This is a genomic window from Acanthopleuribacter pedis (genome assembly GCF_017377855.1).
GTDB classification, from domain to species: Bacteria; Acidobacteriota; Holophagae; order Acanthopleuribacterales; family Acanthopleuribacteraceae; genus Acanthopleuribacter; species Acanthopleuribacter pedis.
Genome location: NZ_JAFREP010000003.1, coordinates 491,108 through 510,768, shown reverse-complemented (window position 1 = coordinate 510,768; position 19,661 = coordinate 491,108). Strand labels below are relative to the sequence as shown.

Annotated in this window: 2 protein-coding genes (1 of these 2 cut by a window edge); both read right to left on the bottom strand. The window is 64.7% G+C overall.

Annotated elements, in window-relative coordinates; all coding sequences use genetic code 11:
• Positions 1-4,635 carry the start of an SDR family NAD(P)-dependent oxidoreductase gene (locus J3U88_RS04950; protein WP_207857250.1) on the bottom strand. It extends 24,825 nt beyond the left edge of the window, so the window shows 4,635 of its 29,460 coding nt (coding positions 1-4,635); the start codon lies at positions 4,633-4,635; the stop codon falls past the left edge of the window.
• Positions 4,632-19,661 (bottom strand): SDR family NAD(P)-dependent oxidoreductase, encoded by a 15,030-nt coding sequence (locus J3U88_RS04945; protein ID WP_207857249.1) that lies wholly within the window; start codon positions 19,659-19,661, stop codon positions 4,632-4,634. Before J3U88_RS04945 ends, J3U88_RS04950 begins: the two co-directional genes overlap by 4 nt.

Here is a 19,661-nt window from a genome sequence, read left to right as displayed (position 1 = left end):
CGCCGCCCCAGCTGAAACCGCCCCTTCCCCACCCACCGTAAAACCAATGCACGCCTGCAAGGCGGCGTCCAACACGCTGGGATGCAACACAAAATCATCCGCGCCGGCGGCGATCACCGCGGGCACCGTAACCCGCGCCAAAACTTGACCCTCCCCCGTGAACACGTCTTGGATGCCGCGCAAAGCAGGGCCGTAAGCGGCACCCAGGGCGGCGTGTTTTTGGTAGGCCTGTTCACCGGTTAATCGCGGTCCCGTCTGTTGCTTTTGCAAGGCGGCCAGGTCGTGTTTGGTTTCTGGTTCGGGTTCGCTCAAACCAACCAGGCCGCTGCTGTAAACGCCTGCTTCCTCGCTGTTTTCAGGCGCCACTTCGAATTGCAACCACACCTGGTCCGCGTGCTGTTCGGCCACACTCAGGCGAACCACCACCCCCTGCGCTTCTTCGGCGACCAACGGCCGCAGCCACACCACATTTTTGAATTGCAAACCCGACAGCGCCTCGCCGCCCACGCCTTCAGCCAACGCGGCCCGCACCATTTCCAGGTAAGCCACCCCTGGCAGTAAAGGTCGCCCGCCGATGCGGTGATCGGCCAAAAAGAATTCGGAACCGTCGAAGCGGCTGCTAAAACGCTGCTCGAAGAAGGTCGACTGGTTGCGATGTACCAAGGGGTGCAGTCGCGTTTCGGTCGCCTGGCCGGCAAGGCCGAAGTCGGCGGGTGGGCGATGGTCTTCCGCCGCAAACGGATAGGTCGGCAAGCTGATGCGCCCCGGCACCGCGTCGTAAAACGCGTTCCAATCCAGGTTGGTACCGCCGACCCACAACGCCAGAATTTTGGCGTACTTGCCCTTGGCGAACCAGGCGGCAACACCGGGCGCAAGGTCCTCGTCGTCGGCGACCAGGTCCAGCAAGGCGCGGTCTCGCTGCACCCGGCCGCACCCATCCCCCGCGGCAAGCGAGCCGTCGCGTAGAAAACGTTGTAATTTGTCGTCGAGCTCAGCAAGCGAGGCCGCCACCAAACCAAGCCGATGGTCCATGGCTTCGCGCCCGACCTGCAGGGTGAAAGCGACCCGCGGCAAATCAAGGTCCGCGCCCTGCTCGGCCACATACCGCTGTAACCGCGCGGCCGAATCGCGCAATTGCGCCTCGGTACGCGCGGAAAGCACGATCATCGCGGGTCCGTCTTCGGCGTTTTGAAGTCGCGGCTCGGGAGGCGCTTCGATCACCAAGTGGGCGTTGGCGCCACCCGCGCCAAACGAGGAAACACAGGCGAACCGCGGTTGTGCCGCGCCTTGTTCATCGACCGGCGCCCAGGGTTCCAACGCCTGTTGGACGCGGAAGGGCGTATTTTCAAAGTCGATGTGGGGATTGGTTTGTTCTGCATGCAGGCTGGGCACCAAACGACCGTGTTTCATTTGCAGCAGGATCTTGGTCAACCCGGAAATCCCCGCGGCGGCTTCCAAATGACCGATGTTGCTTTTAATCGAGCCGATGCGACAAGGTGCCGTCGCACGCGGTTGGGCCGCAAATACGGAGGACAAGCCGCGGATTTCGATGGGATCGCCCAAGGCGGTGCCGGTGCCGTGGGCTTCGACGTAACTCACCGCATCCGGCGCCACCCCGGCCCGGGTAAGCGCGGTGCGGATCACATCGGCGTGGGCTTGCGGGTTGGGCACGGTGAAGCCGTTGGTTTTGCCGCCGTGGTTCACGGCCGAACCACGCACCACCCCGTGGACGCGGTCACCGTCGGCCAGCGCACGCGACAAGGGTTTGAGCAGCACGGCGCCGACCCCTTCACCCGGAACCATGCCGTCCGCGTCGGCGCCGAAGGCTTTGCTTCGGCCGCCCGGCGACAGCAGCTTGCCGTAAGCCAGCGCCACGAAATGCGAGGGATGCAGGAAGACATGCACGCCGCCAGCGACGGCGACGCTGCACTCGCCGCTCTGAATGTGACGGCAGGCTTCGTGGACGGCGATCAGCGAGGAGGAACAGGCGGTGTCGACGGTGAGGCTGGGTCCGTGGAAATCGAAGCTGTAGGAGACGCGGTTGGCCACGGAAAACAACGAACTTTGGTAGGGATCGTGTCCGGCGCGGGTCACCCCGGCAAACACGCCGACGCGCTCGCCGCGCAAGCTGGAAGGTGGGTAACCGGCGTCTTCCAAGGTTTGCCAAACGGTTTGCAGGAACAGGCGGTCCTTGGGATTCATGTATTCGATTTCGCGGGGCGACAAATTAAAAAACATCGGGTCGAAGGCATAGGGCGCATCGAGGAAACCGCCCCACTTGCCGTAGCTTTTGCCGTGTTGGACGGCGCTGTCGGGGTCGGGATGGTAGAGATCACCCCACTCGCGGTCGGCCGGAATTTCACCGATGCCGTCGCGGCCCGCGGCGAGGTTGGCCCACAGCGTGTCGAGATCAGGGGCGCCGGGATAACGGCCGGCGAGGCCGATGATCGCGATGGGTTCGTCACGGGCGATGCCGGCCTCGGTTTCACAGCCGGCAGACGGCGCAACGCCGGCACGAAGCGCGGCGATGTGGTCGGCGAGAAAATCGGCCAGCGCCGCCGGGCGGTTGTGTTCAAAAAACAGCGCCGCCGCGACGGGAACGCCAAAACGCTGTCCCAGCGCCGTGGCCAGGTTGATCACCAGCAGTGAATCGAAACCGAGGTCGGTGAAGGCCGCCCGCATGTCGATCTCGGCCGCCGCTTGTTCCAAATAATCGGCGAGCAGATCGCGCAGCGCCGTGTGAACGGTTTCCTTCAAAGCAGCATCCGCGCAAACCGCTGAAACCGCGGTCTGGGAGGCGGCGGCCGCTTTGGGCGCGACCACCGCTTGCTTGGGCGCTTCAAACCAAAATTCTTTGTTTTCAAAGGGATAGCCTGGCAAATGCAGGCGTGGCAGGGCGCGCGCCGGTTCGGGCAGGTCGGCACCGGTTACCCAAGCGGCGGCGATGTTTGCGACCTCGCCGGATTCCGCCGCGGGACGGCGCGTGGTCGCGTGTCCGCTGAAAACGCCGGCGTGGTTGTGACCTTCCACAAAAGCTTCGGCCTGCCGCAACAACTGGTCGCGGTCGGTGCACACGAAGGCGGCGCGGGTCGCCATGGCATCGCGGCCCACGGTTAACGTGTGGGCGATCTGGGCCAAGGGTTGTTCCCCGTGGTGTTGCACCCAATCGGCCAAGGCCTGAACACGAGCCCGGAGCCCCCGTTCGCTTTGCGCCGACAACGGCAGCAGCACCGCGCCGGCAGGGCTGAGCACGGGTGCGGCCGGCGGTGCCGCCTCCACCAGGATGTGGGCGTTGTTGCCGCCGGAACCGTAGGCGTGAATTCCGGCCAGCCGCGGCGCACCTTCGTTCGGCCACGGGCTCACCTCGGCGGCAAGGGCGCAGGGTACCCCGGCCGGCTCCAGTTCGGGATGACCGCCGGAAAATCCCAAAATCGGCGCCACCCGTTGCGCGCGCAACGCGTGAATCACCTTGAGCAACGCGCCCAGGGCCGAGGCCGCGTGCATGTGCCCGATCATCGGTTTGAGCGTGGAGACGCGACAGGCGCCGGGCGTCAGGCGCACGCCTTGTTCGCCCGCCACGCTGGTCAGCGCCCGATTGAAGGCGTTCCATTCGGCGATGTCGGCGACCGGGTTGCCCATCCCCTGGGCTTCTAAGTAACCGATGTGGCGCACGTCGACGCCGGCCTCGCGAATGCAACGCGCGATCAATGCGGCATGGGCCCGCACGTTGGGGGCGGCCATCGAGGCACCGCCCTGACCGTTGTAGTTCACGGCGGTATGGCGAATAACGGCGTGGATCGCGTCGCCGTCCGCGCGGGCTTGGGACAGGGTTTTCAGCAGCACGCAGGCCACGCCTTCCGCGCGCAAAAAGCCGTCGGCCTTGGGGCCGAAGGAATGAACGGTGCGGTCCGCGCTCAATTGGCCGGCCGCGGCCAAGGCGGCAAAGGGTTCGGGTCGCAGCAGCAGGTTGACCCCGCCGACCACGGCTTGGTCGATCTGCCCGGCGCGCAGGGCGGTCACCGCGCGATGCAGCGCCACGGCCGCGCCGGAGCACATGGTGTTGACGACCTCGCTCGGCCCGCGAAAATCGAAATGGTAGGACAGCCGGTTGGCGAGCACGCCGGCGGCGAGGCCGAAGGGACCGCTCGGCACCTGGCCTTGTTCCAAGAGCAAGGGCAGGTATTCACTGCCCTCTTCGCCGATGAACACCCCGGTCGCGCTTTGTTTGAGGCGCGCGGGCGCATAACCCGCGTCTTCTAAGCAATGGTATAGCGTGTGCAGCAGCAGGCGCAGGCGCGGGTCGAGCAAACGCGCCTCGGCGGGCAAAATCTTAAAAAAAGCAGCGTCGAAACCGGCCACATCAGGTAGAAACCCGCCCCAACGCCCGCGTGTTTGGTTTTCGGGCAGGCTGAAACGATCGGCGGGGATGGGTTCCAACAAGGGACGCCCCCCGTCAAGTGCCGACCAAAAAGCAGCGAGATCGGCACAGCCCGGAAAGGAACCGGCGGCGCCGATCACGGCGATGGGTTCCGGTGGCGCGAGGCCGCCCCGCTTGGGCTTGGGTTTGTCTCGCGGCGCTTGTCGGGCCTGCGCCATGCCGGCCTGGATTTGTTTGAGCGCTTCGTGGATGTTCATCGGGTTTCCTTTCCAGCGGATGCTTGCAGTTGCGCGACCAGTTCTTGCACGGTGGGATGGTCAACCAGCCACTGGACGGGAAGGTCGCGGTCCAGCGCTTTTTCGAGGCGGGTGGCCAGCACCGTGGCCGAGATAGAATCCAGCCCATAGGCCGGAAAAGGTCCGTCATCGTCAACCTGCTTGAGCTTGAGCACGGCGGCGAGGTGCTCGCGCACCACGGCGCGAAGCTCGGGCGATGCTGCGCCCGTGGGTTTCGGTGGCGTGGCTTGGGTCGCCGGGACGTTACACGCTGCGTCGGGCACCTGAGGCGATGCCGCGGTGGACAGGGTCGCGGCGCCGAACAGCAAACGATGAATGCGCGCAATCAAGAACGGCTCCAGCGCTTGAACCGCGGCGAAGGTCATGTGTTGGTTGAGCGTCTCAAAGGGCAAACCGCCGTCACCCAGTTCACGCTCCCATCGGGCAATCAAGGCGGCGATTTGGTTCTCTTCGGCCGGCGTCTCGGGTTTCACCTCGGGTTGCGCACCCAAACCCATGGTGCCTCTGACCCTGGGCATGTCGGTTACGCGCATCAGCAGCAAGGCGCCCTCCGCGCCGCTTAAACTCGCCTCGATGGCGGGGAATCCCTGGTCGATATCAATCAAACCAAAACCCTGCTCCTGAATGGCGCGACGCGATTCGGGGAACAGGTGATCTTCCACCCACGCACCCCAACACTGGGACAGGCTCACGCCGTGACGCAGGCCGGCCTTTACCAAGCGGGCGCGATGGCGGGTGAAGGCGTTTTGGAAGGCGGTTGCGTAGGCGTAATCGGCGGAACCACGTACCCCGTAGGCGCCGAGGGACGAGAAACACAGGAAAAAGTCGAGGGGTTGGTCCCGCGTGCATGCGTCGAGATGGATGGTGCCCTGCACCTTGGCTTGGATCACGCGCTGGAAGGAATCCCATTGCTTGGCGGCGATCATGCGGTCCTCGTGGGACCGCGCCAAATTGAAAACACCGTGGATCGGGCCGACCGCCGCGGTGACCTGTGCAAGCGTGACTGCCAAAGTTTCCTGATCCGCAATATCGACGGCGTGGCAATGAACGGTTGCACCTAAGTCGCGCAAAACAGCGCATTGCTGCTGCACGGCCTCGTCCATGGGACGCCGCGAGAGCATCACCAGGGTAGCCCCGTAGCGGCTCGCCAGTTCCCGCGAAAGGTGTCCGCCCAAACACCCCAAACCACCCGCCAACACATAAACCCCACCCTGGCGGAACAGGGTTTTTTCATCTTGTGGCAAAAGGTGTTCGGCAAAGGCGCGTACCTGACGGAGGCCCGCGCGGTAACGAATGTCGCTTTTTTCAAGGGGATGGGCCGCGTCTTCCGCAAACAACCATTCGCGAAGCAGGATTTGGGCGGCCTGGGCCTCGGCGCCGTCGTGGCGAATGATTTGCCAGCGGTGGTTTTCATTTTCCATCATCGCCGAGCGCAGCAGCCCGGGGAGGGCTTCACAGGCCAGGTGCGGTTCGTCTTCCGTATCCTTATATATGTAGATGCAACGAATCGCCTCGCCCCAGAAGGCCTCCATCAAGTGCCGACACACGCCCAGCACCCGCCGCACTTCTTGTTCCGCAAACACCGCCGTTTCGGTCGCGCGCTCCGGGCCCAACCACAGCACCGCGTCGGGCGCCTCCGACGGCAGCGAAGCCGGGCCTTCATCCAGGAGGATCACCCGAATCGTCGGTTCAGGCACCGACACCGCCGCGCTCATGTGTTGCAACAGATCCCGGAGCGCATCGGCGGCCGCGCGGTTGTCGGCCACAATCCAAAACGACTGCCCCGCCGTGGCGCCCACCCGCGCGGACCAGTCGAAATCGGCGGGAATGGCCGCGTCTCGCCAATGCTCGCGAAGGAACAACCATTGGCCGTTGTCTTCAGCCGGCGCACATTCGGGTAGGGATTCCTGCTTTGGCGAGGTCAACCAATAGGTTTCCCGCGCAAAGGCGTAACCCGGTAAATGAATGCGGCGCGGGGTCCGCTCGCCAAACAGAAGTGATCCATCCAAGGTATAGCCCTGACAAAACAGCGCGGCCGCGGCCAACAGATTTTCGCGTACGGCGGCGGTATCGGGATGCTTGCGGCAGCCCCGGAGCAAGTCATCGCAAGTGCGCTGCAAGGCGGCTTGGCCTTTGAAGCGGCGCGGCACCTCAGCCATCAGGAGATTGGCCGCATCGCCGCTTTCACTTTGGCGCAACAGGTACAAGGCGTCGGCCGTGTCTTCCACCACCAGGGCGCAGCGGAAAGGGAAATGGAATCGCCCGGTTAACAAGGTGGTGGCCGCGGCGGTTAGATCGGGCGCGTCGTCGCCTTCCAACACCGCGATCAGGGCATTGATCCGTTCCTGCAGGGCCGACCGCGTTTTGGCGGACAGCACCAGCAGCAGGGCAGCCGGGCGCGGGATCTCGGGTTCGACGATGGGATGGTCGCGCACCACCACCGTGGCGTTGGTGCCACTCATGCCGAAGGCGTTGATGCCGGCCCGGCGCGGGCGGTGCTCCAGCCGCGGCCAGGGTTTGTTGCTTTTGTTGACCACCAGGGGACTTTCGGCCCACTGGATGAAGTCGTTTTCCTGAAGGCAATGCAAACCGGCGGGAATCGTTTGATGGCGCAAAGCCTGTAAGGCGTTGACCAGGCTCAACAAACCGGAGGCGGCAAAGGTATGGCCGAAGTTGGTTTTGCTGCTGGTAATCGCACAACTGCCAGGGGCGGCGCCGGCCTGTTGGAACACCTGATTCAGGGCGTTGGCTTCGATGGGGTCGCCCAACTTGGTGCCGGTCCCATGGGTGACGAAGTAGTCGAGGGACGCCGCGTCGATGCCGAAACGGGCGTAGGTGGTTTGCAGCAGGTCCACCTGGGCAACGCCGCTGGGGGCGGTGATCCCGTTGGTGCGGCCGTCGTGGTTAATGCCGCTCGCCTCGATCACGCCGTGGATCGGGTCGCCGTCGGTGAGGGCGCGGGCCAGGGGTTTGAGGACCACCGCGACCGCTGCTTCGCCGGGAACCATGCCGTCCGCGCGGCGATCAAAGGCGAAACAGGTGCCGCTGTCGGACAACATGCCGGCTTGGCCCAGGCCGACCAGGGTTTGCGGCGCCAGCACCAGGTTGACGCCGGCGGCGAGGGCCGTGTCGCATTCGCCGTTGCGCAGACTTTGACAGGCTTGGTGCAGCGCGACCAGCGAGGAGGAACAAGCCGTGTTCAGCGCCATGTTGGGGCCCTTGAGGTCGAGGAAATAGGCCAAACGGGCGGCCATGATGCCGGTGTGGTTGGCGGTGAAGTCGCCCGCGCCGGTGGCGAGGGCGTAATCGCCGTCCTCCACGCCGACAAAGGTGCCGACGCGTTGTTGGGCCAAATGGTTCGGGCCGTAGCCGGCATCTTCGAGGGCGTTCCACAACTCTTGCAGCAACAGGCGCTGGCGCGGGTCCATGCGTTCGGCTTCGGCCGGTGAAATCTCGAAAAACAGCGGGTCGAATTCAGCCACGCCGGGGACACAGCCGAGCCATTTACCGTTGGTTTTGTAAGGGTCTTGATGGGGATCGCCGAACACGGCGCGCCAGTCAAAACGGTCCGGGGGCACCTCGGCCACCGCGTTGCGGCCCTCGGCCAGAATCCGCCACATCGCGTCCACGGAACGGGCTTGGGGGAAACGACCGCTCATACCGATGACGGCGATGCCGTCGCAGGAAACCGAGGCGGTGTCGCCGATGGCGGCGGTGGCGGCAGGTTGGGACGCGGAGATTGGGGCGGTGGTTTCGGGTTCGGTAAGCCGTTGCGGTTTGGGCGCCGTGCTCGGTTGGCCGGGGCCGGCGTAGAAGGACTGCATCAGGGAGCCGTGTTCGTCGATGAAGAACCCGGTCAGCTTGGCGAGGGTGGCGTACCCGAAAAAGACGGACGGTGTGATGTCCAGGCCGAAATGGGCGGAGAGCATGCGCGCCCAGTCGGCGAGGGCAATGGAATCAAAACCAAAATCGGCGAGGTTGGTGTCTTCGCCGAGCAGGTGGCGGGGCATTTTCAAGTAACGCGCGGCCAAATCCCGGAGATCCCAAGCAACGCATTGGGCCAGACTCAGTCCCTTCAGCTCGGGCCGTGCCGGGTTCAGCACCGGCGTTTGCTCTGGTGGTGCCAGACTTGCAAAACCATCTGGCTTTGTTGGGGTTGGCTTTTTTGGCGCACCCGTTTGTGGGGACAGGTACGTGAAAACGTCTGGTTTTGTTGGGGTTGGCTTTTTTGGCGCACCCGTTTGTGGGGACAGGTACGTGAAACCGTCTGGCTTTGTTGGGGTTGTCGTTTCTTCTGCACCCGTTTGTGGGGACAGGTATGTGAAAACGTCTGGTTTTGTTGGGCTTGCCGTTTCTGCTGTACCCGTTTGTGGGGACAGGTACGTGGAACCGTCTGGCTTTGTTGGGGTTGTCGTTTCTTCTGCACCCGTTTGTGGGGACAGGTACGTGAAACCATCTGGTTTTGTTGGGGTTGCCGTTTCTCGTGCACCCGTTTGTGGGGACAGGTACGTGAAACCATCTGATTTTGGTTGGGTTGCGGATGTGGCGATGTGGCGCAGGCGTTGCGGCTCGCCGTGGAGCACCAGCACTTGGCGGGATTCGCCGGCCGTCAGGCGTTCGAAAATCGGCAAACCGAGGGCGGCGGTTAACAAGGCTTGGCCGCTGGATTTGAGGTAGAGGTGAAGTTGGTCCGCGTCCTCGAGGCGCATGCCGCCCTCGGCCCAGGTCGGCCACATGACGGCCAAGGATTGGCCCGGCCCACGGCGAACCGCCGCGTAGGCGCTTTGGTAGCGGTTGGCGACGGCGTAATCGAAGGCCCCGAAATCACCCAGCACGGCCGAACTCGACGAGAAAGTCACCACAAAATCAAGGGGTTCATCGGCCAACACCTGATCCAGAACCCGCGTGCCCGTGAACTTGGGGGCAAGTACCGCGGCGACGTCCGCGGCGTTTTTATCGGTCAGCAAGCTTCCGGCGGGTAAACCCGCTGCGTGAATCACCCCGTGGACGGCCCCGAAACGGCACTTGGCCTCGGCGACGGCGGCGCGCATCGCGGCCGGATCACATACATCGCCTTGCACGTAGGCGGCGCGACCGCCGGCGGTTTCGATCTGAGCAACGGCCGCCTGTTTTTCGGGCGAAAGCGGCGACCGTCCGATCAGAACGAGGTTGGCACCCACGCGGGCCGCCAGATGTTTGGCGAACAGCAAACCCAAGCCACCCGCGCCGCCGGTAATCAGGTAGGTCCCCCGCGTGCGCAGGGGCGAGGCGGTGCCCTCGCCGGGATGAACCTCGCGGATCTGTAGAATCCGGCGCTGCTGTTCTTGGTAACAGACGGCCTGGTCGGGCGCCGCGGTTTCCCGCCACAGCAGCGACAAGCCCGCTTGGCCCGGCACATCGTGGAGCACGACCTGGACCCGCGTGTTGGGCAACAAGGCGCCGGTGGATCGCGCCCCGCCGATGAGCGCTTCCAGCGCGACCCGTTGATCGTCGTTGCGGTAACACCCGCCCAACACCAGCCGCGCCGGTTGGGCCTTGGTCGCATGTAAGGCTTGGATCAGGTGGACGTGGTGATCGAGACGAAACGGTTGGTCTTCGTCCCAAGGCGGCAAGCAAAAGAGTACCGTCGCGGGGACGCCGTGATCCTGTTTGACTGCCTCGAACAGAGCGCCCACCGAGGCGGCGTCATCCAAATCACAGCGGTAGGCGGCAGCGGCCTCTCGACTGAAAACGGACCCGGGCGTCACGCGAAGGTGCTGCTCGGGTAAGGCAAGGCACACCGCCGCCGGCGGCAAAAACCACAACACGGGTCCACTTGTTACCGGATCAGGGGCGGTGGTGTCCCGCGCCACCCAGGTCTCCTCGAAACACAGAAGGTCGTTTTCCGCCGGCGCCGCCGCGGCGGATTGTGTTCCCGTTGCCAACAGGGAATCCGGTCCCCAGTAGCGTTGACGCGCAAAAGGATAGGCGGGCAAGCTGATGCGCCGTGGTCCGTTGTCGGGATACAGCGGCGCCCAATCGAAGTCGTACCCAACCAGCCAGAGTTCAACCAAGGTACCCTCATCTTTTTGCGCCAACGCGGCCTCAACCCGCGCGGCCACGGCCGCATCGTCGCACGCCGCGCGCACCTGATCCTTTTCCACGCGCCCCTGTAGCAAGCCTGGACATGCTTCACCCCGCGCCGCGTTTTGCAAAAAGGCGGTCAGGGCTTCCAGGGAATCGGCGCGGAAGGCCAGCCGTTGCGGCAAGGCATCGCGACCGATGTGCAAGGTGTAGGCGATGTCGTCAAGTCGCACCTCGTCGCCACCGTGGCGCAACCATTCGAGGAGCCCGGCGGCAACGGCTTGTAAACGCTCGCTGTTCAAGGCGGACAACACGAAAAGGTAGGGTCCAGGTTCGGGTGCCCGGCGCGGTTTGGCCGCGGGCGCTTCTTCCAACACCACGTGGGCGTTGGTCCCGCCAATCCCAAAACTGCTGACCCCGGCGCAGCGGGGTTGCGCTTGCAAATCGGGGCCGGTCGGTTCAGGCCAGGGCACGCTCTCCGTGGGCAGGTAGAAGGGACCCTCCTCGATTTTGAGGTAGGGGTTGACCTGCTTGAGGTGGATGTTGCCCGGGATGGTGCCGTGTTTCAACATCAACAACACCTTGATCACACCGACAATGCCGGCGGCGGCCTCGAGGTGGCCCACGTTCGCCTTGACCGAACCCAAGGCGGTGCCCACAACCGCGTCGTCTTGCTTGAGTTCGGCATACGCGCCTTTGAGGCCGTTAACCTCAATCGGATCGCCCAACTTGGTTCCGGTACCGTGGGTTTCGATATAACCGATTTGACTGGGCTGCAGACCGGCGCGGCGATAGGCGTCGACCAGCAACGCCTGTTGCGCGGCCGGGTTGGGCGTGGTCGGTGAAGCCGCTTTGCCGCCGTGGTTTTCGGCGGTGGCGCGAATCACGCCGTGAATGATGTCGCCGTCTTCCAAGGCACGCGCCAAGGACTTGAGCAGCACGACGCCGACGCCTTCCCCGCGGCCAAAACCGTCCGCTTCGGCATCAAAGGTTTTACAGCGACCGTCCTCGCTGAGCATGCCGACACGGCCGGCGGCGATCATGAACCCGGGATCGGCAATGAGGTTAATGCCGCCGGCAAACGCCGCCTCGCATTTGCCTTGCTGGATCTGTTCAACGGCGTGGTGAATCGCGACCAGCGAACTGGAACAAGCGGTGTCGATGGGTTCACTGGCGCCGCGCAGGTCGAGCAGGTAGGATACGCGGTTGGCGACGGTGAAGTGGCACAACAACGAAGCCATAAAGGAACCCGACCCCCACTCGGCCTGTTGCAGCAGGGTTTGGTAATCGCGGGTGGTCACGCCGGCAAAAACACCGGTTTTGCTGCCGGCCAGAGATTTCGCCGTCACGCCCGCATCGTTCATCGCCGCCCACACCGTTTCGAGGAACAGGCGGAATTGCGGATCAAGCGCCTCGGCCTCGCGCGGAGAGATGCCGAAAAACATCGGATCGAAGCAGGCGATGTCTTCGATGAAACCGCCGCGGTTGATCCGGGTTTTGCCGGGTGTTTGGTGCGGATCGCCGTAGATGCCGCGCCAGTCCCAGCGATCCGCGGGCACCTCGCGGGTGAGGTCACGGTTGTTCACCAAATGGTCCCAAAAAGTAGCCAGATCCGGCGAACCGGGAAAACGCCCGGCCATGCCGATCACGGCGACCGCATCGTTGGCGGTTGCATCCGGTGAGGAAACCGCCTCGATTGCGCCGGCAGCAGGAACAGCCGCTTGGCCTAAGAAGCGACGGGGTACCGGCGCCGGCTCAGGCGAGGCTTTTTGAACCACTACGCCGGCAGGGGGCGCGCTTTCCTGTTGAAACGCCTCGGGAAAGTTCGCCGCCAGGTAATCCGCCAAGCGGGCCGGGGTGGTGTATTCGAAAAACACGGTCGGCATCAGGTCCAGGCCGTGGCGCGTGTTGAGGCGGTTGGCAAAGTGGGTGAAGCTGATCGAATCAAAACCGTATTGGGTCAGCTCGCGGTCGGCACGGATACGCTCGTGCGCCACCTGCTGCAGTTCAGCCACCCCTTGTTTCAGTTCCGCCAGCACCCGGTCGCGCAGGTCCCGCGCAACGGCCGGCGCGGGTTCCAACCCCGTCGCCTGCTTGGGTTGCGCCGCCTCAAAAAACACGGCGCGTATTTTGTCGCGATCACCCGGCAACACCAAGAGGTGGTCCGCGCTGTGTTGCAAAGCGGTGGTGAGCAGGGTGCACCCGGTTTCGCTGTCCAGCGCGACCAAACCGGTTGCCTGGGTCATCAGCGCTTGGCTCGCGGCATCCATGGTCATGCCGCCCGCGCGCCACAGCGGCCAATTCACGGCAACGGTGCGACCGCGCCGCCGTCCCTCGGCCAGCCAACGGTTGCGCCGCGCGGCGAAGGCGTCGAGGTAGGCATTGGCGGCGGCGTAGTCACCCTGGCCGGGCGGACAAATGACCCCGGCCAGGGAAGAACACAGCAGCATCCACTTAAGGGCGGCGTCGGCGGTGGCCTCGTCGAGGGCCAAAACCCCGGCAACCTTGGGGGCCAACACCTCGGCCGCGGCCTCGGCGCTTTTTTGCGCCAGCGGTTCGTCGTGCAACAAGCCGGCGGCGTGAATAACGGCGTCCAGCCGGCCGAACCGTTCACGGACGGTCGCGGCGGTTTCAGCGACGGCCTCGGCATCCGCCAAGTCGACGGGCAGATAGGCGACCTCGCCGTGGCAGTTTAGCGCATCCAAAAGGTGCTGTTGGTGGGTTTCGAGGGGCGAGCGCCCGCTCAGCACGACGCGTGCGCCAAAGGCCGTCATCAGGTAACGGGCAAAGATGCGCCCCAATCCACCAAGCCCACCGGTGATCCAAACGACATCGCCTGAGTCGAGCAGGGCTTCCCCCGTCGCTTCCGGCTCGACCGGGATCAGGTGTTGGTGGTGGAGAAAACCGGCGTCGCAGCGGGCAACAACCTCGCGACCCGGCGTCGCCGCGAGGGCCGCAAGCAGGCGCGGCAGGTGTTCCGGCTTGGCTTCGCCGACAAGCAGCAACTTCACCGAGGCGGCCGGATGTTCGTTGTGCCAGGTTTTCAACAAAGCGGTGATCGCCGCAATTTGGGGATCGGTTTCATCAGGCGCAACAACCCACAGGGCTTGTTCCCCGTGTTCTTGCAAGCGCTGAAGCAATTGTTGGAGTCGGCCGATCACGGCGGCGGCCTGGTTCCCCGACGCTTGGAGCACCTCAATCTCGGCGTGCGGCGCGGCGGCGCGCAGGCTTGCGACCAAGTCCTGGTTGGCTTCGAGCAGCACCAAACGGGGCGCCGGGGGTACATCAGCGGCACCTTCAACCACCGCGCGGCGCCAGGCGGTGGTTGCCAGAATCGGCCGGGCCGGCTCCGCCGCGGCGGTCGGCATGGCGGCATAACCCCGCAGGGCCACACACACCCGGCCCCGTGGATCGCAGATATCGAGGTCGAACAGCGGCATGGCACCCGCGCGCGGAACCGGTCGCATGTGAACCAAGCCGACATCGGGCACGGCGTCGTACACCCACAACTTCTCCAGGGAAAACGGCAGCCACGGCCGGTGTTGTCCACTCTGGAAACCGTTCCAAAACTGCACGGTTTCGAAGGCAACGTCCAACAGGCTGGGATGCAAACCATAGGCGGCGCGGTCGGCTTGGACCGATTTGGGCAAGCGGAAGTCGGCCAATGCCTCGTCCCCGTTGTAGGAGAGCGCGGTCAAGGCGCGGAAGCTGGCACCGGTGGGATCGGCGGCCCAGGCGGCGGCGTCGTCAACGCCCCAACATTGATGGGCCTGCTTGTGGTGGCTGCATCGAGCGCGCAACGCGTCAACGGCCGTGGCTTCGGGCCGTTCGGGCCGCGCCGCCGCCCCGTACAAACGTCCTTGGGCGTGGTGGGTCCCATCAAGGCCGGTCACAACCCAGTCCTGGTGTCCCCGCCCCGGCGTAACCTGAAGGGTCACCGCCACGGGTTCGTCTTCCACCACCATCGCCTTGGCCCAGACGAGGTTGCCGACCCCGGCCACGGTGTTCCCCGCCAACACGCCGGCGGCACGGGCCATTTCCAAATAAGCAACCCCTGGCAAAAGCCGCCTGCCGTTAACGACGTGATCGGCCAAAAACCATTCGCGACCGGTGAACCGACTCTGAAAGGAAGCACCCTCGGGGTCGGCGATTTCGCCGTGAACCAGCGGATGACGCGGCCCCGCGGCCCGCGCACGCGAGCTAAACCCTAGCAATGCGGCCTGACAACGACCCTGCTCGTCATAGAGGTTCAGGTCGCAACGCATGACGTTTTCGGTTTCCTCGACGACGCGCACCACGGCACGCATCGCACCGCGACAGGGACCGTAACAATGCACAGCGGCGAGCGCAAAGGGCATGTAGGCCGCCCCCGCCCCCGCCCCGGAACGGTTGATCGCCAAAGCAATCAAACTCTGGAGGGCACCATCCAGCAAACTCGGATGCAACACCCAGGCGTCATCGGCGACACCGTCGGGCATGGTCAACCAGGTCACCAAGCGACCCTCACCCCGTTGGATGGTTTCAATGGAACGCATGCGCGGTCCGTAACACATGCCCAACCCTTCGTAGGTCTGGTAACAAATCGGGCCATCCAGCCGCGCGCCGCGTTTCAGGGTTTGATCCGCGCCGTCCCACGGTTCCGGCACCGCCGATGTATCCCGCTCAGCCCTCCCCTGGCAATGAACCACGGGCCGCGCCGCGTCACCAGTGGCCACTTCCCAGGCCACGCTTGCACCGTCCTCGGCAACACGCAGCGCCACGGTCAGAGTTTGCGGTTCCCGCACAATTAAGGGTTGCAGCCACACCACGTTGCGCAGCACGACCCGCGCCCAATCGGTCGCCGCGGCCAGAGCCGCCCGCGCCATCTCCAGGTAGGCAACCCCCGGCAGGATCTTCTCGCCGGCGACGACATGATCGGCCAGGAAAAAGGCGTCACCGTCCAGATGGGTGACGTACGCTTGTCGCTGCAAGGTGGAACGGTTTTCGTGGAGCAACGGATGCAGGCTTGCTGCCGCCGCGGGCGCGGTTTCCACTTCCGGCAAGCGGTAGCGCTCGCGCGCAAAGGCATAAACAGGCAGGCGCATCAGCGCCGGTTGGTCGCTGTACAGGTCGCGCCAAGGAATCACGGCGCCCTGGATCCACAAGGCGAGCAAGGTCTCGCGGTCCATGCGCGCGAGGGCGTCTTTGACCCGAGGGCCAAAGGCGGGGTCTTTTTGGCCGCGCAACAAAGACCCACAAACCACGCGCGCCGCGGGTTCACCAGAAGCAAAAGCGGTCAAGCCGGCAACGGCCTCGCCCACGCTTTCGCACAGCAAACCGGCGCGTTCTTCCAAGGACGCGCGGCCGACTTGCAAGGTATAGGCGACGGCGTGCAGATCAAGGCCGGTCTCCTGATCGCGCAGGAACGCGGCCAAATCCGCGGCGGCTTCCCGCAAGGATGGTTCGCTTTGCGCGGAAAGAACGAGCACGGCCGGGCCCGGCGTGGTCGCGGGCGGCGCAAGCACGACCGCTTGCGCGGGCGCCTCTTCAATCAGTAAATGGGCGTTGCTGCCGCCGGCGCCAAACGAGGAGAGACAGGCCAAACGGGGCCGGGGTGAACCGTCCGGGCCGACCGGGTTCCAGGCTTCGTGGGTCTGTTGCACGCGAAAGGGGGTCGCGGCAAAATCGATTTGCGGATTGGTCTCGGCGGCGTGCAACGAGGGCACCAATTCACGGTGTTTTAGCTGCAACAACACCTTGGTCAAACCGGCGACCCCGGCGGCGGCTTCCAAATGACCCAGGTTACTTTTCAGGGAACCCAGGGCGCAGATCCCAGGCCGACCCTCAAAGGCTTGGCGCAAGCCGCGCACCTCGACGGGGTCACCCAAGGCGGTGCCGGTTCCATGGGCTTCGACATAACTAATCGCCTCGGCGCGAATGCCGGCGCGTTGCATGGCCTGTTCCATTAAGTCGCGGTGGGCCTTGGCACTGGGCACGGTGAAGCCGTTGCTTTTTCCGCCGTGGTTGGTCGCGGAGCCGCGAATCACCCCGTGAATGGGGTTGCCGTCGCGCAGCGCCGCGGCCAGGGGTTTCAGCAAAACGGCGCCGACGCCTTCGCCCGGCACCATGCCGTTGGCGGCCGAGCCAAAGGACTTGCACCGGCCGTCCGGCGAGAGGAATTGGCCCAGCGACAGGGCGACGAAATGCGAGGGATCCAGGAAGACATGCACGCCGCCGGCAAGGGCGACACTGCATTCGCCGCCGTGCAAGTGGCGGCAGGCCTCGTGAATAGCCACGAGCGAAGAAGAGCAGGCGGTGTCGAGGGTGAGGCTGGGTCCGTTGAAATCGAAACAATAGGAAACGCGGTTGGCGATGGAAAAGGACGAGGTGGCGTAGGGATCGATGCCGGAACGGGTCACGCCGACAAAAACACCGACCCGTTCGTCGGCCAGTGCCTCGGGATAGGTCGCCGCGTCTTCCAAAACATGCCAGGCCGTTTGCAGGAACAAACGTTCCTTCGGGTTGATGTAGGGCGCCTCGCGTGGCGACATGTTAAAAAACAGCGGATCAAAATCGTACACACCGTCGAGAAAGCCGCCCCACTTACCGTAACTTTTGCCGGTGGCGGCGGCCCGGTTCGGATCGGGTTCGAACAGGTCGCGGTTCCAGCGGTCGGCGGGCATTTCGTCGATGCAGTCGGCGCCTTCCACCAGGCGTTGCCACAAGGCCGCCGGCGAGGGCGCATGGGGATAACGACCGGCAAGGCCGATCACGGCGATGGGTTCATAGGTCGGCTCGCGACGGGTGACCCGACGTTTCGGCGCCGCGGCCACGACCTCGGCACGCCCGAACACCGCGCCGTGCGCTGCTTCCAGATAGGCGGCGAGTTGGCGCGGCGTATTGTGGTCAAAAAACAGGGCGGCTTCGACAGCGACCCCGAAATCCTGTTTCAAGGCCTTGCACAGGTCGAGGACCAGCTTGGAATCAAAACCCATTTCGCTAAACTCGCGGTCCACATCGATTTGGTCCGGGGCTAGTTGCAAATAAGGGCTCAGCAAACGCCGCAGCGCCGCCAAGGCGTCGGTTTGGGCGGCTTCGGTGACGGCGACGGAACGCACCACATCAAACCAGTGTTCGCGATGGGTGAAGCGATGAACCGGCAAATGAACCCTGCCACCGCCGACGTGCGGCCGCCACGCCGACCAGTCGAGGGCGGCGCCTTGGACCCAGGCCCGGGCGGCACCCGGTCCGTCGTCGGCGACACGCGCCGGACCGCCTTCGGCGCGCGTGAACACGCCCTCGTGGGGGTCACCGTTGAGGAAGGCGTCGACTTGCGCGCACCAGTCGCGGGTGTCCTTGACCAGAAAAGCCACCCGTTCGGGCATGGCGTCACGGCCGACCTGGAGGGTGTGGGCGACGGCGGCCAGGGGAAGGTCGTGTTCGCCCAGGAAAGCCGCCAGCCGGGTGACCTTGTCGCGCAAGCCGGCGGAGTCGTGGGCCGACAGCGGCAACACCAGGGCTTGCGACGCCACGGCGGGCCGCGGCGCCGGCCGGTATTCCTCAATGAGCAGGTGGGCGTTGTTACCGCCCGCGCCGTAGCTGTGCAGGCCGGCTAAGCGGGGCCGCGTCCCCGCCCGCCAGGTTTCGTGTTGCTGTTGTAACCGGCAGGGACGACCGGACAGATCAAGACCGGGATGGGCTGTTTCAAAATCGAGGATGGGGTGAACCGTGCCGGTTTGCAGGCTGCGAATGATTTTGCAAAGCGCACCCAGGGCGGAGGCGGCGTGCATGTGGCCGAGCATGGGTTTGAGGGTCGACACGGGTACGGAGCCGGGCTCAAGCCGCCGTCCCTGTTCCTCGGCCAGGTTCTCGAGGGCGCGGTTGAGCGCTTCCCATTCGGCCATGTCGCCGGCGGGGTTGCCCATCCCCTGCGCTTCGATCAAACCCAGATCGGCGATGTCGATGCCGGCCTCGCGGTAACACTGTTCCACCAACTGGGTGTGGGCGGCCACGTTGGGCATGGCCATCGACAAACCGCCGCGGCCGTTGTAGTTGACGGCGGCGTGGCGGATGACGGCGTAAATGGGATCACCGTCCCGTTCGGCATCGGCAAGCGTTTTGAGCACCACGCCACCCACGCCCTCGGACCGCAGAAAGCCGCGGGCATCGGCCCCGAAGGAACGCACCGTCGCCTCGGGGCTCATTTGCCCACTCGCGGCCAAGGCCAGGTGCAATCCCGGCTGCAAGATGAGGTTGACGGCGCCAACCACGGCCTGGTCGATGTCGCCGTTGCGCAGGGCAACCACGGCACGGTGCAGCGCAACGGCCGCGCCGGAACACAGGGTGTTGACCACCTCGCTCGGCCCGCGCCAATCGAAAAAATGGGAAATGCGGTTGGCCAACATGCTCTCGCCGTGACCGTCGCCGACGGGAAAACCGTGGGCGGCCAGTTCGCCGGCGTATTCGTTGCCCTCGGCGCCGACAAACAGGCCGGTGCGACTGCCCTGCAAGCTGAGCGGCGCGATGCCGGCGTCTTCCAAGCTTTGGTACACGGCGGGTAAAAGCAAGCGTTGGCGCGGGTCCATCAGGTCGGCTTCGCTGGGCAGGATCTTAAAAAAGGCTGAATCGAAGCCGCGCACATCGTCCAAAAAACCGCCCCAACGGCCCACGGGTTCTTCCAAACCGGCCAAACCGCGACGCCAGTCAAAACGCGTTGGGGGAATCTCTTCGATGAGCGAGCGGTCGCGGTCCAAGGCGGCCCAGAAATCGTGCAGCGTCGGACTTTGCGGGAACCGACACGCCAGACCAATGACGGCAATGGGTTGCGGCACGCGCGGTCGCGAATCTTTGCGTTTCAGCACATCTTGGTGTTGGGGCGGGCTCACCTCGGGCGCCAGGGCATGCAGGCGTTCGATCACTTGGCGGCGTTGTTCGTGAATGTTCAT

What these genes read in the sequence shown, in the direction of transcription:
- J3U88_RS04945 (WP_207857249.1), bottom strand. Translation starts at nt 19,661, where the DNA reads ATGAACATTCACGAACAACGCCGCCAAGTGATCGAACGCCTGCATGCC.